Source organism: Cognaticolwellia beringensis, from assembly GCF_002076895.1.
In the GTDB taxonomy this organism is placed as follows: Bacteria; Pseudomonadota; Gammaproteobacteria; order Enterobacterales; family Alteromonadaceae; genus Cognaticolwellia; species Cognaticolwellia beringensis.
The window spans coordinates 1,275,100-1,296,103 of record NZ_CP020465.1; the positions used below are offsets into that span (position 1 = coordinate 1,275,100).

At 38.8% G+C, this 21,004-nt stretch carries 16 protein-coding genes; 12 read left to right on the forward strand and 4 right to left on the reverse strand.

Features of this window, described 5'->3' with window-relative positions; all coding sequences use genetic code 11:
- Window positions 1-227 precede the first annotated feature (227 nt).
- The 3 genes from B5D82_RS05385 to B5D82_RS05395 are packed head-to-tail and all read right to left on the reverse strand — an operon-like array spanning window position 228 to window position 3,747.
- The gene (locus B5D82_RS05385) at window positions 228-1,349 is read right to left on the reverse strand and encodes an acyl-CoA dehydrogenase family protein (RefSeq protein ID WP_081149794.1); all 1,122 of its coding nucleotides are present in this window, start codon (window positions 1,347-1,349) and stop codon (window positions 228-230) included.
- Between the two features lie 20 nt (window positions 1,350-1,369).
- Entirely contained in the window at window positions 1,370-2,569 is a 1,200-nt protein-coding gene (locus B5D82_RS05390; protein ID WP_081149795.1) for an acyl-CoA dehydrogenase family protein, read from the reverse strand.
- A gap of 29 nt (window positions 2,570-2,598) precedes the next feature.
- Window positions 2,599-3,747 (reverse strand): acyl-CoA dehydrogenase family protein, encoded by a 1,149-nt coding sequence (locus tag B5D82_RS05395; RefSeq protein WP_081149797.1) that lies wholly within the window; start codon window positions 3,745-3,747, stop codon window positions 2,599-2,601.
- 540 nt (window positions 3,748-4,287) lie between these two features.
- Here B5D82_RS05395 and B5D82_RS05400 point away from each other — a divergent pair.
- The 3 genes from B5D82_RS05400 to B5D82_RS05410 all read left to right on the forward strand — a co-directional run bounded on the left by B5D82_RS05400 (window position 4,288) and on the right by B5D82_RS05410 (window position 8,626).
- The gene (locus B5D82_RS05400; RefSeq protein ID WP_081149798.1) at window positions 4,288-7,101 is read left to right on the forward strand and encodes a TonB-dependent receptor domain-containing protein; all 2,814 of its coding nucleotides are present in this window, start codon (window positions 4,288-4,290) and stop codon (window positions 7,099-7,101) included.
- A gap of 219 nt (window positions 7,102-7,320) precedes the next feature.
- Window positions 7,321-7,890: a YbhB/YbcL family Raf kinase inhibitor-like protein gene (locus tag B5D82_RS05405; protein ID WP_081149800.1), complete on the forward strand. Its 570-nt coding sequence runs from the start codon at window positions 7,321-7,323 to the stop codon at window positions 7,888-7,890.
- 133 nt (window positions 7,891-8,023) lie between these two features.
- A complete protein-coding gene (locus B5D82_RS05410) occupies window positions 8,024-8,626 on the forward strand; it encodes a flavin reductase family protein (protein ID WP_081149801.1) in 603 nt (200 codons plus the stop codon).
- 125 nt (window positions 8,627-8,751) lie between these two features.
- Here the strand turns inward: B5D82_RS05410 and B5D82_RS05415 are convergent, their stop codons facing one another.
- Window positions 8,752-10,194, reverse strand: a complete 1,443-nt coding sequence (locus tag B5D82_RS05415; protein ID WP_081149803.1) for a hypothetical protein — start codon at window positions 10,192-10,194, stop codon at window positions 8,752-8,754.
- Window positions 10,195-10,668: 474 nt separating this feature from the next.
- On the opposite strand from B5D82_RS05415, the gene B5D82_RS05420 reads away from it, so the two are divergent.
- From B5D82_RS05420 to B5D82_RS05460, 9 genes are all read left to right on the forward strand, one after another.
- On the forward strand, window positions 10,669-12,522 hold the full coding sequence (locus B5D82_RS05420; protein WP_081149804.1) for an acyl-CoA synthetase: 1,854 nt from the start codon (window positions 10,669-10,671) through the stop codon (window positions 12,520-12,522).
- A gap of 60 nt (window positions 12,523-12,582) precedes the next feature.
- Window positions 12,583-13,782 (forward strand): 3-oxoadipyl-CoA thiolase, encoded by a 1,200-nt coding sequence (locus B5D82_RS05425; protein WP_081149806.1) that lies wholly within the window; start codon window positions 12,583-12,585, stop codon window positions 13,780-13,782.
- Window positions 13,783-13,808: 26 nt separating this feature from the next.
- Complete coding sequence (locus B5D82_RS05430) at window positions 13,809-15,908, forward strand: 3-hydroxyacyl-CoA dehydrogenase NAD-binding domain-containing protein (protein WP_081149807.1); 2,100 nt, start codon at window positions 13,809-13,811, stop codon at window positions 15,906-15,908.
- An 83-nt stretch (window positions 15,909-15,991) separates the two neighbouring features.
- Window positions 15,992-16,969, forward strand: a complete 978-nt coding sequence (locus tag B5D82_RS05435; protein ID WP_081149809.1) for an NAD(P)H-dependent flavin oxidoreductase — start codon at window positions 15,992-15,994, stop codon at window positions 16,967-16,969.
- 10 nt (window positions 16,970-16,979) lie between these two features.
- Window positions 16,980-17,714: an enoyl-CoA hydratase-related protein gene (locus B5D82_RS05440; RefSeq protein WP_081149810.1), complete on the forward strand. Its 735-nt coding sequence runs from the start codon at window positions 16,980-16,982 to the stop codon at window positions 17,712-17,714.
- A gap of 9 nt (window positions 17,715-17,723) precedes the next feature.
- Window positions 17,724-18,122: a PaaI family thioesterase gene (locus B5D82_RS05445; RefSeq protein WP_081149812.1), complete on the forward strand. Its 399-nt coding sequence runs from the start codon at window positions 17,724-17,726 to the stop codon at window positions 18,120-18,122.
- A gap of 85 nt (window positions 18,123-18,207) precedes the next feature.
- Complete coding sequence (locus B5D82_RS05450) at window positions 18,208-18,645, forward strand: acyl-CoA thioesterase (protein WP_081149813.1); 438 nt, start codon at window positions 18,208-18,210, stop codon at window positions 18,643-18,645.
- 56 nt (window positions 18,646-18,701) lie between these two features.
- Window positions 18,702-19,454 carry an electron transfer flavoprotein subunit beta/FixA family protein gene (locus B5D82_RS05455; RefSeq protein ID WP_081149815.1) on the forward strand — a complete coding sequence of 251 codons (753 nt, stop codon included), beginning with the start codon at window positions 18,702-18,704 and terminating at the stop codon, window positions 19,452-19,454.
- On the forward strand, window positions 19,451-20,377 hold the full coding sequence (locus B5D82_RS05460; RefSeq protein ID WP_081149816.1) for an electron transfer flavoprotein subunit alpha/FixB family protein: 927 nt from the start codon (window positions 19,451-19,453) through the stop codon (window positions 20,375-20,377). The genes B5D82_RS05455 and B5D82_RS05460 overlap by 4 nt, the downstream gene beginning before the upstream one ends.
- Window positions 20,378-21,004: the final 627 nt, after the last annotated feature.

Consider the following 21,004-nt stretch of genomic DNA (forward strand, 5'->3'; position numbering starts at 1 on the left):
CTGCTGTTTGGTTTTAATATCAAGTTTGTTGAGTTTATTTTAATGAACAAAGGTGGTTAACTAATTTAGGCCACTAATTTTTAATTAATCAGTATTTTTGTTTCATTAGGAAGTGAGATGCTAGATATAAACTAATGTTTTGGCTATTTTTACATTGGTAATAAAAATGCCTTGAATTGTACTGAATCAATTCAAGGCATTTTTATGAGGTATTACTAATTAACGCGTTATAAAGATGCAAAACGTTTGGTATGAGTATCAGTACTACCAAACAAAAATTGAATGGTGGTTAAACGTTTGAACAGATGTCCTACATCAAGTTCATCAGTCATACCTATAGCGCCATGCAGTTGTACTGCTTCACGGCCGACTAAATTCGCCGCTTTACCAATACGACTTTTCGCTGCTGATAATGCTTTGGCATCTTGGCCATTATTGCTATCCATTTTTAATACAGCCATTAACAGTATCGATTTAGCTTGCTGATGCTCGATAAACATATTGACTAGTCGATGTTGCAGTGCTTGGAAAGTGCCAATAGTACGACCAAACTGTTTACGTGTTTTTGCATACTCTACTGTGCGTTCATTGGCTATTTGCATGGCACCAACGGCTTCGGCACAAACGGCGAGTGTGGCTTTGTCGATAATATTGTTAATGGCTGGCAAGGCATTGTCTTGCTCACCTAACAATCCTAGGGCCGGGGTGTTATCAAACCAAATGTCAGCGGCTTGGTGTCCGTCAACATTGGCATAACCTTCACGTTTAACGCTTGGGTGATTAGCATCAACAAGGAATAAACTGATGCCATTGTTGTCATTTGTTGCACCTGAAGTGCGCGCGGCAACGATTAAAGTATCGGCATGGTTACCGTTTAACACGACAGACTTATGGCCTGTAATAACAAATTCACCATTGCTTTCGCTAGCGCTACATTTCACGTTGTTTAAATGATAACGACTTTGTGGCTCAGCATAGGCAAAAGCCATTTGTAGTTCACCTGCCATTATTCTAGGTAGGTAATCGTCTTTTTGCGTTTGATTACCCGCCATGGCAATTAAGCCACCCGACATAACGGCAGTTGCCAGAAATGGTTCTACTACCATGCCTTTACCAAACTCTTCCATGACCAGCATAAGGTCGACCATAGAACCACCTAAACCACCGTCTTCTTCGGTAAATGGCAGCATTAACCAGCCAAGTTCAGCAAATAAGCGCCAATTTTCTTGACTAAAACCTGTGGTTGATTCCATTATTTTTCGACGTGTTTCAAAATCGTAATCGTTGAGAATAAACTTCGATACACTATCTTGAATCATTTGTTGTTCGCTATTTAACGAAAAGTCCATTGTAAACTCCTAATGCTAATTTAAAGGCCTAAAACGGCTTTGCTGATAATGTTAGTTTGAATTTCGTTACTGCCACCGTAAATGGATGCTTTTCGGTTATTAAAGTAACGTAATGAACTATTCGTTGCCATATCAGGACCAATATTTTGCCCGTTAAAGTCATCATTGAATTGATCAGGAACGAACGGCATTGAATAGTACCCAGCGGCTTCAACATATAACTCGTCTATCGCTTGAATAACTTGGGTGCCAACAATTTTTAATATTGAAGATTCTGGTCCCGGTGCTTGGCCTGTACTGATCGCTGAAAGGGTGCGTAATTCAGTATATTCCAAAGCTAATAAGTCTATTTCTACTTGTGCGACTTTTTGCGCAAAAATAGTGTCATCAATCAGTTTGTCATCTCCATCAGGAGATGTTTGCGCCAAAGCTTTTAATTGCACTAGGCGATCTTTGGAAATAGCGACTCGAGCAATACCGGTGCGTTCATGTGTTAATAGGACTTTAGCGTATGTCCAGCCTTTACCTTCCACGCCAATAAGATTTTCTGTAGGTACTCGCGCATTGTCAAAATGAACTTCATTAACTTCATGTCGACCATCAATAGTAATAATGGGTGATACAGTAATTTTAGGGTCGTTCATGTTGATTAACAGGAAACTGATCGCTTCTTGATTTTTCGCGCTAGGCTCTCCTGTTCTAACTAAGCAGAATATCCAATCAGCATGTTGCCCGAGTGTCGTCCATGTTTTGGTGCCGTTAACAACATATTCATCGCCTTCTTTTACCGCTGTTGTTCTAACCGACGCAAGATCAGAACCTGCGCCAGGTTCCGAATAACCCTGACACCACCAAACATTACTGGCTAATATATCAGGCAAAAAATGTTGTTTTTGTGCTTCATTACCAAAGGTATAAATGACAGGTGCAACCATTTTTAATCCAAAAGGGATCACATCTGGGCCACCGGCTTTAGCGCATTCATTGGCAAAAATATACTTTTGCGTTGGTGTCCAACCGGTTCCGCCGTGCTCAACTGGCCAATTAATACCGGCCCAGCCTTGTTTATATAGTATTTTTTGCCACTCGATACATTCATCTTTTGATAAATGTATCGAGTTTTTGGTTTTTTGAGCGATGTTTTTTGGCAATTTATCTTGCAAAAATTGCTGCACTTCTTGTTGAAAGTCTTTTTCTTGGGCGGTAAAATTTAAATTCATTGTGCAAATCCTTCGTTGGTCTTAATTTATTAAATGTCTCTGATCATATTTTTGGCAATAATCATTTGTTGAATTTGTGTCGTACCTTCGTATAACCTGAATAACCTAACGTCACGATAAAGTCTTTCTACTGCGTATTCTGAAATATAACCTGCACCACCATGAATTTGAACAGCTTTGTCAGCTACTCGTCCAACCATTTCAGTTGCAAACAACTTGCAACAAGATGCTTCAGTGCTTATCTTCTTGCCTAAATCTTTTTGTCTTGCAGCATCAAGTACCATGCATTTCGCGGCGTAAGCTTCAGCTTTACTGTCTGCTAACATGACTTGAATCATTTGGTGCTCGGCAATGGGTTTACCAAATTGCTTTCTTTCTATTGCGTACCTTAATGCATCGTCAATTAAACGTTCAGCAATGCCAACACTTAAGGCTGAAATATGCAGTCGGCCCCTATCTAATACTTTCATTGACGTTATAAAGCCTTTGCCTTCAACACCACCAATAATATTTTGGGCTGGAACATGACAGTTTTCAAAAATAACATCGCAGGTATGAGAGCCTTGCTGACCCATTTTTTTATCTTTAGCACCCAGTGTAATACCAGGCGTAGAAGCATCTACTATAAAGGCCGATATACCTTTAGCACCTTTAATCGATAAATCTGTTCGAGCCATCACGGTAAAAGTGCCTGCTCTTGGTGCATTAGTAATAAAGCGCTTAGTACCATTAATAATATACTCATTGCCTTTTTTTATTGCCGTAGTTTTTACTGCTGAGGCGTCAGAGCCAACGTCTGGCTCTGTTAAGCAAAAAGAACCGATAAGTTCACCTGAAGCATATTTTGGTAAGTATTTTTGCTTTTGTTCCTCTGTACCGTCAAATACAATTGCGGCAGAGCCAATGCCATTGTTAGTTCCAATGAGGGAGCGAAAAGCAGGTGATGTTCTACCTAACTCAATGGCGACGAACGCTTCCTCCTCCATTGTCAGACCTAAGCCATCATATTCTTCAGGGATTGTCATACCAAACAAGCCCATAGCTTTCATTTCTTGCACAATATCATCTGGAATAGCATCGTTTTCTGCTACTTCATTTTCCGCAGGGACTAAACGTTCTCTAACGAATTTAGAAATACTGCTGAGAAATTGATCCAACATTTCTTTATCTCGAATCATTAATAACCCCTGGATAAAACCTTTACATTCCGCACAGTGGAACACATGATTAATATAATATCAAGATGTAATTATAACTAATAGCTCGATAGTCACTGAGTAAACAATAAATTTAGATTTAATTTTAACTCTAAATAAATTTTATTAATGTTAAGTCAAATTTAAATTAGTGGAATGATTGGTTAAATAAAGTACTTGCATATTCCGCTAGGCAGAACTAGTATCAGTGCAAATTATTTATTAGTGTGAAGATTTATTATTATATTTTTAATTTGAACAGCGTAGGAATTAACCTTATTGCGGTCGGATTAATAAGTGATTCTTTAACGCAGAGTATGCTCTAGATACAAGACTGCATGTGCAGTTTTCTGAGCCTTTATAAATATTTGATGTGCGAATTTATTATTACTTTGCAACTAAGACGCTGGCGGAGATTTATCGTAGTTAACAAAATAATTAACGGCTATTGGCAGTTACCAAATAGCCGTTAATTGAAAATATTAAAACCATAATAAAACAAAGTGAATAACGGGGAAGCAGATGAAAAATACCAGATTAAAACAAAACGCTATAACAATCGCCATCAGTGCGGTGCTTGGGTTAATGGGCAGCAGTGCTATATATGCCGAAGAAGTAAAAGAAACTGATGCAAAAGATATTGAGAAAATTCAAATTATTGGTTCTCATTTAAAAGGTTCAGCACTTGAAACCTCAGCGCCTGTACAAACGATTAGCCGAGCCGATTTAGAAAAAATTGGCTCTCCATCTATCGTTGAAATGACACAAAAATTGTCAATTAGCTCTGGTATTCAAGGTAATTCCAATCAATACGGCTCTAATGGCACCGAAGGTACTTCCAACATTAATTTAAGAGGACTCGGGGCAGGTCGTACATTAGTGCTAATTAATGGTAAAAGACACACCTTCAATCCTTACGCTATTGTTGACCAACAAATGCTTTATGTTAACACTCAAGACATACCTTCAATGGCGGTTAAGCGCGTTGACATGTTAAAAGAAGGTGCAGCGGCGATATATGGTTCTGATGCAATAGCAGGTGTCGTTAACTTTACAACCCGAGGTGATTTTGAAGGCTTAGAAGTAAAAGCGGACTATAAAAACTTACAAGATAGTGATGGCGATTACGGCTTAGGTTTAATCTTTGGGCTAGGTAATGATGATACCCACTGGGTAACTTCTGTGAGCTATGATAAAACCAATACCATAAGCACAGCAGATAAAGATTGGGCGGTACAAGATTATGCGACTAACCCGCAAGGTGGCTGGTCATCAATAGGAAATCCGCCATCGATATTTAATGCAGCTTGGCTGGGTGATGATTCACAACCTAAATATTTATTAGATCCTGGCTGTGAACTATTAGGGGGCACAAGTGCCGGCTTATGTCGGCTTCAATATACACCATTCTCAGCATTAAATGATGGTGATACACATTTAAAAGTTTTTAGTGAATTAAATCATGATTTTAAAAATGATGTTAATTTACATGTTGAAGTGTTGTATTCAGAAACTGAGGTACCCACTACTTATGGCTCGCCGTCTTATCCTCCACAAAAGTTGGTCGATTTTTCAGATCGTTATGTACCGACTTATCATCCGGCATGGCAAGACTTAGTGGCTAGCAATCCAGAATTTGCCAGTGCTCCTCATCCTTCGTTAAATCGTGTCGCTTATATTGGCCGCACCGTAGGTGTTACGGGGCCGTCAAGTGAAGGTGGTTTAGATTATAAAACTTATCGTATTGCAGCTGACCTTGAAGGTAAATTTGATAATGGCTATAACTGGGAAACAGGTTTTGCTTATTCAAATTCAAAACTTGATTATAGAAGCAATCCCGACACCTTAATCGTGCCATTGAAGAATGCCTTGTTAGGCTATGGTGGCGATAACTGTGATATGGATGCAGGTGTACCAGGTGCAAATGGCTGTTTATTCTTTAATCCGTTTTCTAATGGCATTGAAACATCGGCTTCTAATGGCGCGACTAATCCAAACTATAAAGCTGAACTAGCTAACACTCAAGAGGTGTTAGATTATGTTTCGGGTACAAGAACTTCACAAAAAGAAACTGAATTACTTGTGCTTGATGGCTTACTTTCAGGTGACTTAGATATTGAATTAGATGGTGGTATTGTTGAGTTTGCTGTTGGCGCTCAGTATCGTTATGAAACTTTTTCAAATGAAGTTAATGACCTCGGAAATTTAGCGATAAATCCATGCCCAGAGCTTGGTGCAACAGATTGTGCAAACCCAACGGGTGTTTTTCATTTTCGTAGTGGTGAGCTAAATCAAGATTCATCACAAAGTATCTATGCTTTATTTAGTGAATTAGCCTTACCCGTAACAGATGATTTGAAAATGCAAATTGCTTTACGTTATGAGGATTATGGCGGAGATGTTGGTGATACCTTAGATCCAAAAGTATCAGCGCAATACACCATTAATGATAACTTTTCATTACGAGGCTCTGCCAGTACCACCTTTAGAGGACCAACACTTAATCAACTAGAAGGTAGTAATACAACGCTTTCTTATGTTGGAGCTCCTGCCGCCTTTAAAGCTGTTGATACTCAAGGGAATGGTGCCTTAGCACCTGAATCTGCCGTTGCACTAAACTTTGGTGTTATTGGTGAGTTTTGGGGTGATCGCTTATTCGCAACCGTTGATTTTTGGTCATTTGATCTCAGTGATCCAATCATTGTTGAGAACTATAATGCAGTATTAGCTGCTGCAGTTGCCGGTAAACAACCTTATGTTGATCAAGTGCAATGGACAGAGCCTGGTAACGCAAACACAGTTGAACGTATTGAAACTAAAATAATCAATGGCGCTGATGTTAAAACGAGTGGTATTGATGTTCAATTACGCTTAAATGTTACCGATTATTGGACCTTGGACATGAATGGAACGTATACCGCTGAATATAAAGTGGCTGGCGATGATTTATCAGAAGCTTTTGATGCAGCTGGTTTCCTAAATAATACTAATTCTAATCGTCCAATACCTAAGTATAAAGCTACCATGATCAATAGCTTCGATTTCGACAATCACAATGTTAGTTTATCTGCTTATTATGTTAGTGATTATAAAGATGAGCGAGATTCGTTATTTACCACTAACACTAGAGGTCAAGTCATTGATAGCCAAGTACAGCTTGATTTAAGTTATAACTATATCTTTAACGAAGACCTAACCAAGGTTAACTTAACGGTAAGTAATTTAACGGATGAAGAGCCTCCTTTTGCTCGTTTAGATTTAAACTATGACCCATTTACACATAACCCTTTAGGTCGTACATTTAAAATAAGCGTTGTGCATAAATTTGGTGAATAATCACTAAAATAAGACAAAGCAGTTAAGCCATTTGCTAATGCAGATAAGGTGTTAATGCTAGCTTTGTTGACTGATGAGAGAAAAATCCGATGGCTAAAATCATCGGATTTTTTATGTACAGGAAGTACGGTATGTTGCGGACACCGGAATGTGTTAGAGCGAAGAGCGCCTATTAATGGCGTTTATGATTAAATAATATAAAAATAAATAAAGGTCATTATGCTTATTAAACTTAAACTTAAACTTAAACTACTTTTAGTTTTATCACTCAGCGTATCTGTATCGGTATTTTCAGCACCGCTAACATTAACAAGTCAGGATATTACACAAGGCGAATTTATGTCTAAAATACATGAATTCAATGGCTATAATTGTTCAGGAGGTGACTTGTCGCCACACCTTAAATGGTCTGACGCACCTAAAGGCACCAAAAGCTTTGCCATTACAGCTTATGATCCCGATACGCATTCAGGCAGCGGTTGGTGGCATTGGCAGATAATAAACATACCAATTACCGTGATGGAAATACCAACCGGAGCAGGAAGTAAAAAAAACAATAGTACGCCAATCGGGAGTACTCAAATAGAAAATGATTTCAGTATCCCAGCTTTTAGTGGCGCTTGTCCGCCTAAAGGCGATGGTTTGCATCACTATCGTTTTACAATTCATGCATTGGCTGTCGAAAAAATTGAATTGCCAGAAAACGCCTCTGGTGCATTAGCAGGTTACATGATAAATCTACACTCTATAGAATCAAGTACTATTGAGTCTTTGTATCAGCGCGATTAGTCTGAATATATAACTTGTGATTGTATTAAGCTTACTTGGCTTACTATATATTTAGTCGGTGAACTGAACTTTAACGGTATTGCATACGTGCTATATTTGCAGTTAAAAGTAAGCAGAATTAAATGGAAAATAAATGATTTTTGATGTTTCTAAATTAGAAAACCAAGAAAAATATCGTCTCTTAAATGGAGGTGTAACCCCTAGACCCATCGCATGGATCAGCACCCGTTCAGGCGGTAATATTGATAATTTAGCACCTTATTCATTTTTTACCGTCGCAAGCTGTAATCCTCCTGTGCTGCTATATACACAAGTAACACAGAGAAGTGGCATTGATAAAGATACCCTACAGAACTTAATTGAAACGGGAGAATGTGTAGTCAATATCGTTAATTCCGCTTTATTAGAAAAAATGAACCTAACCAGTGCAAGCCTGACGAATGATGAGAGTGAATTCGATTTCGCTGATGTGGAAAGTTGTGCAAGTTATAAAGTGCAACCTCGTTCAGTTAAAGAGGCTCCAATTCGTTACGAGTGCAGCTTAAGAGAAGTAATTCCTGTGAGTGATTTACCCACAGGAGGTACGGTTATTCTTTTGGATGTAAAGTTTGTCTATGTCAGAGATGACTTGTATAACAACGGCAATATCAATCAAGGTTTAATTGATTCTGTTGGGAAGATGGGCGGGGATCACTTCAGCTTTACGTCTAAAAATGTAGAACTTAAACGCCCTTAATATTGCTACTTTCACTTTTGTGTTAAAACTAATAAGTGCCCGATGCACACAAACCTTTAGTGTGTGCTAATGATGTTTAACGACCACAATAAACGGTTGAAAAGTGGCTTTAACCTCTTTACTAATTACACAAATAATATAAGAAAAAGGTCTAAAGCCAATAGTACTATTATGCTGTATAAGCCATTCCACTTTACCCCCATTTCAAAGGGAGAAATTTCAGTTATTCTAGCGCTAATACGAACAGAGGTAGTAGAAGGAGAGCTACCCGCTACTACCGCCCAAGTCATCATCATTACTAACGCAATCGTCACAGGCATATTTTCGACACTGGGTAATTGAGACAAGGCGCCTGCCATCAAAGTGACAGAAATCATCGGACTGACAAATAACATTGCTGCTATGTATATTAGCCATGAAGATGCAATTAATATCTGCGCGGCAGATATGTTCAAATGGGCTAATTGTTGTGCAAACCAGTCAAGATCTAACACCGCCAATAACAAACGTCCAATGAGAACCGATCCTGCAAAAAAAACGATTTCTGAGCGCTGTAACGGTAATCTAAAAAATATGTCGGTTCTAAAACGTTGAACCGTTAATCGCACTGCGCTGAATTTATTATATGATCGACGATACTGCGAATATATCCAAGCAATGCTGACCATCGGCGCACTGACTAACACGGCAGAAATCGGGCGTAATGGAGTAGTAAGGATCAATAGCCCAGATATTAATGCTAACGTGAGGACAACAATAATAATGGGGTAACTCACCTTCAAGTCTGATAAATTGTTGGAAATTTTTGGCACAAGATGTCTAAGATGTTTAGGCGCCTGAACATGATCGAGCCAAATGCCAAATAAAAGTAGTGCTAGGGTGAGGTATAAACCAAAGGGAATAATATCTATCCACTGTAAATTAGGGATGGTGGTTACTAACAGCGTAATGGTGATTGAGGTAGGAGCCCATAGAGGTATGCTACAAAACCCTCTTAGTACCGCTAACATCATACGCTGCTGCCTTGCACTGCTGATTCGTGTATCAACGGTGTCTTTATTTTCAAGTAAACTTCTCTGGATCATCGTGCCTAGTAAATTAATGGCGCCAACACTCATCAAGATGCCCAAAATATGGCTGGCAAAGCTGATCAGCGCATAGCGTCTGACAGGGTGTTGCTGTAAAAGCACATGGCCGGTTAGGTTTACTGAATTTGATCTTAAAGCTGCTTCTTTTAATAGACCAAGGGCAATTAAAAAGAAGGCAAAAAAAACTACGCTGCGACTTAACATGCCTAACTGGTGTAAAGATATTTGAGACAATAATAACAATGAAATTGTTAAGCCAATAGCAACCAAGGTGATGATTTTTGTTGATAAGTCTAGAGATTTCCATTCAACAATAATAAATATTATCAGCATGAATACAGCCAAAAGTGCTGTTGGCTGGTATCCCGTCCACTCTGTTATCAAGGTCGCGAAAAAAATAATCACTAGGCATAAAGGCGACAGCCAATAAGCTGACGGGTTTAAGTTGTTATTGCGCTTTATGTCACTCGTGTTATTCATCAGTGTTTTTCTTTTACATGGATGGTTGATGTTAAAAATAGCATTACAAAGCTTTCGTTTTTAGACGTTGCCATTTTATCCTTTAACGAGAGTTTTTGTTCAAGTAACATGGATGCTGAAGGAGATATTTAATTTTATTCATCCATGGATTGCTTAGTGCAGTATCAAATTACTGACTATAGGTATTGAATAAATAATACCATGGATTACCGCATTGCGGAATTTCATTTTGCAATTTAGCTGTTTTCTCTTCTTATCAACTTGATGAGTTCAATCAAGTTTTTGAGCTTATCTGCTCTTTATTTCTTAAAGTTAACTGTTATTATTTAATGACTTTACAAAGAACATGAAATAGCTTTTTGAAAAACACTTGCAAAATACAGTTCCGCATTGCAGAATGCGTAAGCTGTTTTACTGCGTAATTAGTCTTGTAGTAAGAATAAAAAAATAAAATTGTATTAGAGTGAGCACTTAATGTCCAAACCAACAGAATTAGAGTTACTTGCTGATTTAGAAAAAATAAGTTACCAAGACCGATATCATTGTAAAACAACTTACGATATTTTTTGCCATGCTGCAGATGAGTATCCAGCTGATGTTGCAATAGCTGAGCATGTTACTGCAACTCGAGATGAAGTTGCTAAAGAAATAACGTTTGCCACTTTATTTAATAAACTTAATCAAACAGCAAATCTATATAAAAAATTTGGCGTCGGTCGTACTGATGTTGTCTCTATTTTACTGCCCAATTTGACAGAAACTCATCTTAGTATGTGGGCAGCACAAGCAGTTGGAATTGCCAATCCGGTTAACTATCTTCTGCAAGTTGATCACATAATAGAAATACTCAATGAGGTAAAAACTAAGGTATTAGTTACTGTTTCTATTGATGAAGGAACAGAATTAGGGAAAAAAGTGCATGAAATTATTGCACGGGTGCCTTCACTTGAACATATTCTTATACTCGATAATAACCATGGTGAAACCAGTAATAAAAACTTAACCATCACTGATTTTAATGAGGGTATATCTACTCAATCGGGTGAGAAACTGGCGCAAAGTCTACAACCTAAAGGTGATGATATTGCGATGTATTTTCATACTGGGGGCACAACGGGCCGTCCTAAAATAGCCAAATTATCTCATGACAATATCAGTTTTGTTGTGCAAGTTTATGCAGGGTTTAATGCTTATCATGGGAAATCTGCGGTTTTAAATGCATTACCATTATTTCATGTCTTTGGTGTTATTGCCGCTAGTTTAGCTATGTTCTTTGTGGGCCGTACCGTTGTTATTATGACCCCTGAAGGTTTTAGAAACCCTAATACAGTGAAGAACTGGTGGTATTTTGTTAATAAATATCAAGTATGTTGGTTTCCTACCGTACCGACAATCATTTCTGTTTTGTTACAGCAGCCAGATGAAAACATCGATTTAAAATGCTTTGAACATGCCGCTTGCGGTTCAGCACCTTTACCACTTGAATTGAAATTATCTTTTCAGCAACGTTTTAATTGTAATGTTACCAATGGCTACGGTATGACAGAATCTTCTTGTGTGGTTGCTAGGGTACTCCCAGGCTTCGATGTTGCTGGGGTTGCCGTCGGAAACGCTATACCTTATAGCCGTGTGATTGCTGCTGAATTAATTGATAATAAAATTAGCCGCACATGTGCAGTTAATGAACCTGGCATTATTTTGGTGAAAGGACCTAATGTTTTTCAAGGCTATTTGAACGAAATTGATAATGATGGTGCTTGGGTAGAAGGAGATTGGTTCAATACCGGTGATTTAGGTGTGATTAATGCGTTAGGACATATTCAGCTCACAGGTCGAGCAAAAGATTTAATTATTCGTGGTGGTCATAATATTGATCCTCAAATTATTGAAGATGCATTATTAGCCCATGCCAATGTCATTCAGTCAGTAGCTATTGGTCAACCTGATGCACATTCAGGTGAAATACCTGTTGCTTATGTAGTGGTAAAAGACAAACAGCATACAACTGAAGCTGAATTATTACTACATTGCCAAGAACACATTAGTGAAAGAGCGGCAATTCCTAAACGAGTCGAAATACTTGATGGCTTTCCATTAACGGCTGTTGGTAAAGTTTTTAAACCGATATTACGTAATAAAGCCACTGAGTTTAGCGTTAATGCCTTGTTGAAAAAAAATGATATTACCGCGCAAGTTAAATCAGAATTTGATCCAGAAAAAGGTCAGATTGTTGATATTCAGTTATCAAACCTACAAGACAAACAAAAAGTCGCTAAATTATTAATAGCCTTTCCTGTCTTAGTTAATTACACCCGTTTCATTAATTAGGTGAGCTATTTTAACCGTTAGAACACCATAAAGTTTAATACAAAGTTATAAGGACAAATTATGAAAGATGCATATATATACGATGCCGCACGAACTGCCTTTGGACGTCATGGGGGGATTTTATCCTCAGTTCGACCAGATAATATGCTCGCACACCTTATAAAAACTTTAGTGCAACGCAACGAGTTTGATTTAAGCCTTTATGAAGATGTTATTGCTGGCAGTACTAATCAAGCTGGTGAAGACAGCCGCAATGTGGCTCGTTTTGCCGGGCTATTAGCCGGTTTACCGATTGAAACAGGTGGCTTAACAGTTAACCGTTTATGTGGTTCAAGTTTGTCGGCGGCCCTAGATGCTGCACGATGTGTAAAAGCCAATGAAGGTGAGCTATTTATTGCTTGTGGTGTTGAGTCGATGAGTCGTGCGCCATTTGTTTTAGCTAAAGCCACTTCAGCCTTTGCTCGCCAGCAAGAAATGTTTGACACCACCATGGGAGCTCGTTTTACTAACCCCGAAATTATTAAAGCCTATGGCGGTCACTCGATGCCTGAAACCGCTGACAACATTGCCAATGATTTAAATATTAGTAGAGAAGACTGCGATGTATTTGCTGCCAACTCACAAGCCAAGTATGAAGCAGCAAAAGTAGCAGGGTACTTTATTGGTGAAATTATTCCTGTTGAAGTGCCGCAAGGCCGTAAGTTGCCGCCAATTTCTGTTGTAACTGATGAGCATCCACGCCCAGCTTCAACGGTAGAAGCGCTTGGTAAATTAAGACCATTATTTGATGGCGTAGTAACCGCAGGTAATGCTTCAGGCATTAACGACGGGGCTTCTGCCATGATTATTGGCAGTAAAGAAGTGGGTGAAAAAGCGGGTATAAAACCTCGCGGTAGAATTATAGCGGGTGCAATTGCCGGCGTACCACCACGTGTTATGGGCTTAGGGCCAGTTCCTGCTTCACAAAAAGCCTTAGCAAGAACGGGTTTAACATTAGCAGATATGGATGTTTTAGAATTCAATGAAGCTTTTGCAGTACAAGCGTTAGGTTGCATGAAACAACTAGGCATTGCCTTTGATGACCCCCGTGTGAACCAAAATGGTGGCGCGATTGCGATTGGACATCCTTTGGGGGCGAGTGGTACGCGTATTATGCTGACGGCATTGCGCCAATTAGAAAAAACTGGTGGTCGATACGCATTAGCAACCATGTGTATTGGTATTGGTCAAGGTATCGCTGTCGTTATTGAGCGTGTTTAACTTTCTAAAAGTAAGGAATTAAGTTTATGTCAGTTGTTAGTTATCAATTAGAAGGTGATATCGGTGTTATTCGTTTAAATAACCCGCCAGTTAACGCGCTTTCTCATGCATTACGGTCAGGAATTAAAGAGGCGTTAGCACAAGCACAAGATGATGCTTCATTAGCCTTAGTTTTGATTTGTGAAGGGCGCACTTTTATCGCAGGGGCAGACATTTCTGAGTTCGGCAAACCCCCTATGTTACCTTCGCTACCTGAGCTGCTTAATGTTGTAGAAGCATTTACAAAGCCTATTATTGCTGCCATTCATGGCACCGCATTAGGCGGTGGTTTAGAAACTGCAATGGCTTGTCATTATCGTTGTGCATTGGCTACTGCTAATGTTGGCTTGCCTGAAGTTAAATTAGGTTTGTTGCCTGGTGCTGGTGGAACACAAAGAGCACCTAGGTTGGTTGGTGTTAAAGCAGCAATGGACTTAATTACGACCGGTGTACCAATTTCGGCAGATAAAGCACTGAGTATCGGTTTAATTGATAAAGTAGTTGAAGGTGATTTACTGACCTCAGCGATTAAGTTTGCCCAAGAAGTTATTGCACAAGGCGATGTAATTAGAAGAGTAAGAGATATAGAGGTTGATAAAGAAAGCGCATTAGATGATTTTTTCGCTGATTGTAGAGCTAAATTAAGTCAACGATATCGGCTTCAAGAAGCGCCTCAACGTATCGTTGAATGTATTGAAGCGTCAATGAATAAATCTTTTGAAGAAGGTCTTAAAGTTGAAAGGCGTTTATTTATAGAGTGCATGAACTCATCACAGTCTGCAGCATTACGCCATATGTTTTTTGCCGAAAGAATGTCCTCAAAAATTAAAGATTTACCAAAAGAGACTCAGTTAAAAGATATTAAACGCGTAGGTATTATTGGTGGCGGTACCATGGGAGGAGGCATTGCAATGAATTTTGTTAATGCGGGTATCCCTGTGACACTACTGGAAATTAACGATGTAGCATTGCAGCGTGGTAAAGATATTATCGCTAAAAATTACGCGATGACCGTTAAAAAAGGTAAATTGACTAATCAGCTCGCCACACAACGCCAAGCGCTGATCACCGGCACCACTGATTATAACGATTTAGCTGATATGGATTTGGTAATTGAAGCTGTTTTTGAAAATCTAGACATCAAAAAGCAAGTCTTTGCTAAGCTCGATAACGTGTGTAAACCCGGTGCTATTTTAGCCAGTAACACCTCTTATCAAGACGTAAATTTAATTGCAGAGTCAACTTCTCGCCCGCAGGATGTTATTGGTCTGCATTTCTTTAGTCCTGCTAATGTCATGAAATTACTTGAAATTGTACGCGGTGATAAAACGTCTGATCAAGTGTTAGCAACATCGATGGCAATGGCTAAAACCATTAAAAAAGTGCCGGCATTATCTCGCGTTTGTTATGGCTTTATTGGTAACCGTATGTTGCGCCAATATGCGCGTGAAGCCCAATTATGTTTACTTGAAGGCTCCACACCTCAAGGTATAGACACCGTCATGCAAAACTTTGGTATGGCAATGGGGCCGCTTGCTGTAGGTGATTTAGCAGGAATAGACATTGGCTATAAAGCGCGTGAGGGTTTAACTGATGAAGAAAAGGGTGATGTTAGAACCTACTGCATTGCTGATGCTTTATATGACATGGGCCGTTTAGGTCAAAAAACTGGTGCAGGTTATTACCAATATGATCCCGACACAAGACAGCGTATGGCTGACCCGGTAGTACTTGAAGTTATTGAAGCACAAGCCAAACAAAGAGGGGTTGAGCGCAAAGCAATTGATGACGAGACTATTTTACAGCGTTTAACTTTTGCTTTGATTAATGAGGGTTTCAAAATACTTGAAGAAGGTATCGCACAACGTCCGAGTGATATTGATGTGGTTTACGTCTTCGGTTATGGATTTCCAGCTTATCGAGGTGGTCCAATGTTTTATGCCGAGAGCATAGGTTTAGAAAAAATCTATCAAACAATATGTGAATTCGGCGCCATTTACGGTGAAGAGTTCTGGCAACCAGCCGCATTATTAAAACAACTCGTCGAGGAAGGTAAAACCTTGACTCAGTGGGCAAATAGCCAATAGCCAAAGAGTGACAAAATTAGCGATACCATTTTTTTTGGTATGGCTAATTTTTTATCACAGTAAATATGTTCTAGGGGATCAAAATGTCAATGCCGAAAACCTTACAAAATAAATTATCTTTACCTGTCATCAGTGCCCCTATGTTCATCATCTCGGGACCAGAATTAGTTATCGCAGAGTGTAAAGCCGGTATTGTTGGCTCTTTTCCTGCTCTCAATGCGCGCCCACAGTCATTACTCGCTGAATGGCTGACCACCATTACAACAGAATTATCGCAGTATCAGGAAGCTAATCCGAGCGCTATTGTTGCGCCATATGCGGTTAATTTAATTGTTCACAAAAGTAATGACCGATTAGAGGATGATGTAAATACTTGTATTGAATATAAAGTGCCGATCATTATCACCAGTTTACGCGCGTTAGATCCTAAGTTAGTTGAACGTATTCATGCCTATGGCGGCATTATTTTTCACGATATTATCAATGTTCGTCATGCCGAAAAAGCCATAGAAGCAGGTGTAGATGGTTTAGTTTTGGTGTGCGCTGGCGCAGGTGGTCATGCTGGAACCTTAAGTCCTTTTGCTTTAGTTAGTGAAATTAAGCAATTTTTTGATGGTCCTATTGCGTTGTCTGGCTCGATTGCTAATGGCGCGTCAATACTATCAGCACAAGCTTTAGGTGCTGACTTTGCCTATATAGGTACGTGCTTTATTGCCACCGAAGAAGCTAATGCTGATCCAGAATATAAAAACATGTTGGTTGAATATAGCGCGAAAGATATTGTTTATAGTTCACTATTTACCGGGGTTCATGGGAATTACCTTAAGCCAAGTATCTCTAATGCTGGTTTAGATCCTGATAACCTTGAAGAGGGTGATAAAAACAAAATGAAATTTGGTTCATCAGGTGGCAGTAAAACTAAAGCTTGGAAAGACATTTGGGGGGCCGGCCAAGGGTTAGGCAGTATAAGGGAGATCACGAATGTGTCTTCTATCGTTGAACGCTTCAAAACAGAATACGATCAAGCGCTATCTCGTTTAAATCGACTGAACAACCAATAGGCAGAACAAAATGACATCTCAAGAAAATATATTAATTCACAAAGACAGTGGTGTTTTACACATAGGTATTCATCGTCCAGAAAAAAAAAATGCTTTAACTAGTTTAATGTATTTGGCTATGGCTAAAGCACTTAAAGATAGTGTTTCAGATGACAGTATTAATGTCGTACTTATTCACGGCACAGCTGATGCGTTTTCTGCAGGGAATGATTTAAACGATTTCAATAATCGTGATGCCAATAAACCTTCACCGGCATCGTCCTTATTATATGAGCTACATAACTACCCTAAACCGATAGTTGGAGCCGTATCGGGTGTTGCCGTTGGTATTGGCGTAACCATGCTACTACATTTTGATTTTGTTTATGCATCTGAAACTTATTTTAAAATGCCTTTCGTCGATTTAGGTGTATGCCCTGAAGGAGGTTCAAGCTTGCTTATTCCTCAATTAGCGGGTCATCGTAAAGCGGCTGAAATATTAATGTTGGGCGATGCTTTTAATACCCAAACTGCGATTGATATCGGTATAGTCAATCAGCAAGTAGATAAAACTGAAGTATTTGACTTTGCTTTGAGTAAAGCGAAAGCATTAGCCCTGAAACCACAAAATGCTTTACGTACCACTAAAAAACTTCTTAAAGCACCCCAGCAAGCAATACTTACCGATATTATTAACAAGGAGTTAGTGATTTTTGCACAGTTACTTCAAAGTGAAGAATCTCAAGCGGTAAGAAACAGAAAATAAGAGACTAAAATGAAACCTTGGGCAAATAAAGAAATGCCGCCATTTAATGATCATTTAGGCTTTGTGATTGAGGAATGGCGAGAAAATCATATTAAAATAAGTGCTGAACTTAAACCTGAGCATTTAAATCGTTCAGGCATCCCACATGGCGGCTTTATTTCAGCCTTATTAGATGCAGCAACTGCACTGACTGGTGCCTATAGTGATGATCCACATGACTATAGAAAAGCGTTAACTTTATCGTTAAACATAAACTATTTAGGGCAAGCTCAATCAAACAAAATTTATGCTATTGGAAGAGTTACTGCCTCCGGTCGAAATATTTATTATGGCGCTGCCGATGTATACGACACTTTTGATAATATCATTGCTTCAGGTCAGGGCGTTTTTCGGTATAGGAAAGAGTAACTTAATACTAAGATGAATCAACTAGTTTGAAATGGTTTAGGTACAGTTGGGCAGTTAGCATATAGCCTTAGAAGTGGAGAATATTTTGAAAGATCAATTAAATCACTATCCTTATCAATTAAAACATCCCGTAAGGTGGGGAGATATTGATATGTTAGGACATGTGAATAACAGCAATTACTTTCGTTATTGTGAAGAAGGTAGAGTGAAGTTTTTCACTGACAGTAATATCAGAGCAGCCCTTGGGGGCGATAAGTTAGGATTTGTCGTTGCCTATATCGATTGCAAGTTTAAATTTCCGGTGACATATCCCGATAATCTGATTATTGCCACCAAAGTTGAGAAAATAAGTAGCGATAGGCTCACTTTAAGCCAAGTTATCTTTAGCGAAACATATCAAAAGATTGCCGCTAAAAGTGAAAGCATTATTGTTTCATATAGCCATGAAATGCAAAGCAAGATTAATCTGCCTAAAGCGGCATTATCTTTGTTAGAAAAAGAATTAAACCGTCAATTTGAATAAATTAAAAATATAACGAAGCAAATTTTATCAGGTCCCCATTGAGGTAAAGAAAATTTATGAAAGTATTAGTCCCAATTAAACGAGTCATCGATTATAACGTCAAAGTACGTGTTAAACCGGATAACTCAAACGTTGATTTAGCTAACGTTAAAATGGCCATTAACCCTTTTTGTGAAATCGCCGTAGAAGAAGCTGTTCGCCTTAAAGAGGCTGGCACAGCAACTGAAGTTGTTGCTATTTCTATTGGTAATAAAAGCTGTCAAGAGCAGCTTCGGACTGCACTTGCTCTAGGCGCTGATCGTGCAATTCATATCGATACAGAGTTAACGCTCGACGCGTTAAATATTGCTAAGCTACTACAAAAAATTGTCGAAGAAGAACAACCGCAGCTAGTTATCTTAGGTAAACAATCAATTGATAGCGATAACAACCAAACCGGCCAAATGCTTGCTGCATTAACTGGTTTATCACAAGGTACTTTCGCCTCTGAAGTTAAGGTTGAAGGCGACAGAATTAATGTAACACGAGAAGTTGATGCTGGATTACAAACGGTTGCACTAAATTTACCCGCAATTGTGACAACTGACTTACGTTTAAATGAGCCCCGTTACGCCTCTTTACCGAACATCATGAAAGCTAAACGTAAACCACTAGTGGTAATGTTGGCTGCTGATTTTGGTATTGATTTAACCCCACGTAGCAACTTATTAAAAGTGACACCACCTAAAGAACGACAAGCGGGTATTATTGTTGAATCGATTGATGAGTTAGTTGAAAAGTTAAGAAATGAAGCGAAGGTGATCTCATGAGCATTTTAGTCTATGCAGAACACGACAACAGCACGTTAAAAGCTGATACCTTAAAAACGGTTGCTGCGGCACAGCAAATGGGTGGCGATATTACCATTTTAGTTGCCGGTTATAACTGTCAAAGCGTTGCTGAACAAGCCGCTAAAGTGAATGGTGTTACCAAGGTACTAGTTGCAGATAATCTAGTGTACGAGCATCAACTGGCAGAAAATATCAGTTTATTAGTCACCGAATTAGCGGCGGATTACCACGTGGTTCTGGCTACAGCATTAACCACCGGCAAAAACTTTATGCCTCGCGTTGCCGCTTTATTAGATGTCGCTCAAATTTCAGATATTACGGCGGTAGTGAATGCTGATACTTTTGTGCGTCCAATCTATGCCGGTAATGCTATTGCTACCGTGCAAAGTGTAGATATTAAAAAAGTAATCACAGTGCGTTCAACTGGATTTGATGCAGTTGCCACTGATGGCGCTGCAGAGATCACAATGCTAGATAAGGTTACAGATGCAGGTGTTTCAAGCCATGTCCGTGATGAGTTAACGGTTTCTAAGCGCCCAGACTTAGGTGCAGCAAGCATCGTTATTTCAGGTGGTCGCGGTATGCAAAATGGTGATAACTTCAAGTTATTAGACGGTATTGCTGACAAGTTAGGTGCTGCCATTGGCGCATCACGCGCGGCTGTAGATGCTGGCTTTGTTCCTAATGACATGCAAGTAGGCCAAACAGGTAAAATTGTTGCGCCAGACTTATACATTGCGGTAGGTATTTCAGGCGCAATTCAACATCTTGCGGGTATGAAAGATTCGAAAGTGATTGTGGCGATAAATAAAGATCCAGAAGCACCTATTTTCCAAGTAGCTGACTACGGCCTTGTGGCCGATCTATTTGAAGCGTTACCTGAATTAGAAAGCGCCTTGTAAAGCGATTGGATGATTTGTTTCAATTACTATAGGTGCTGACTTTACTATTGTGACCTGATGCTCATCATACGATATTGACACTAAAATTTAGAATTAATCTTGGTGCTAACCTTAACTTTTAATCATGGTTAGTCGTGTTGATGAGTAACAATAATAAGGACTTATTTCAGCGATTTTATTTGTTGGTGTAAGTTCTCGACAATTATATTTAGTAATATAAAAGTTATAAATAGTCTTCGATAACTTTACATTTTCCGCTCAGAAAGAAACACTACAAGAAAAAATAACAGATTGTTATCGATAATAAATTAGCTATATTCCAGCACAAATAACCAGGTAGAATGTTATAAAATTTTTAAATTATGTGCTTTTTTCTTCTTTAGAGAAGAGGCTGTAATACATTTGGAATATTCGATAATCTCGTTTTTGGTCAATTTACCGTAAAAAAGCTCAGTAACTAAAAAATCAAGTAACTTATCATAGTCTATTTTAATGCTATTCCTCTAATTTGCGGCTAATAATCTATAAACCTCATCTTTAAAGCTATCTATAATCTTTATTTTCAGGGTAAATAATGAGATTATAACTACCATAATTTGAAAAACGTTTTGACAGCTAAAACAAGTC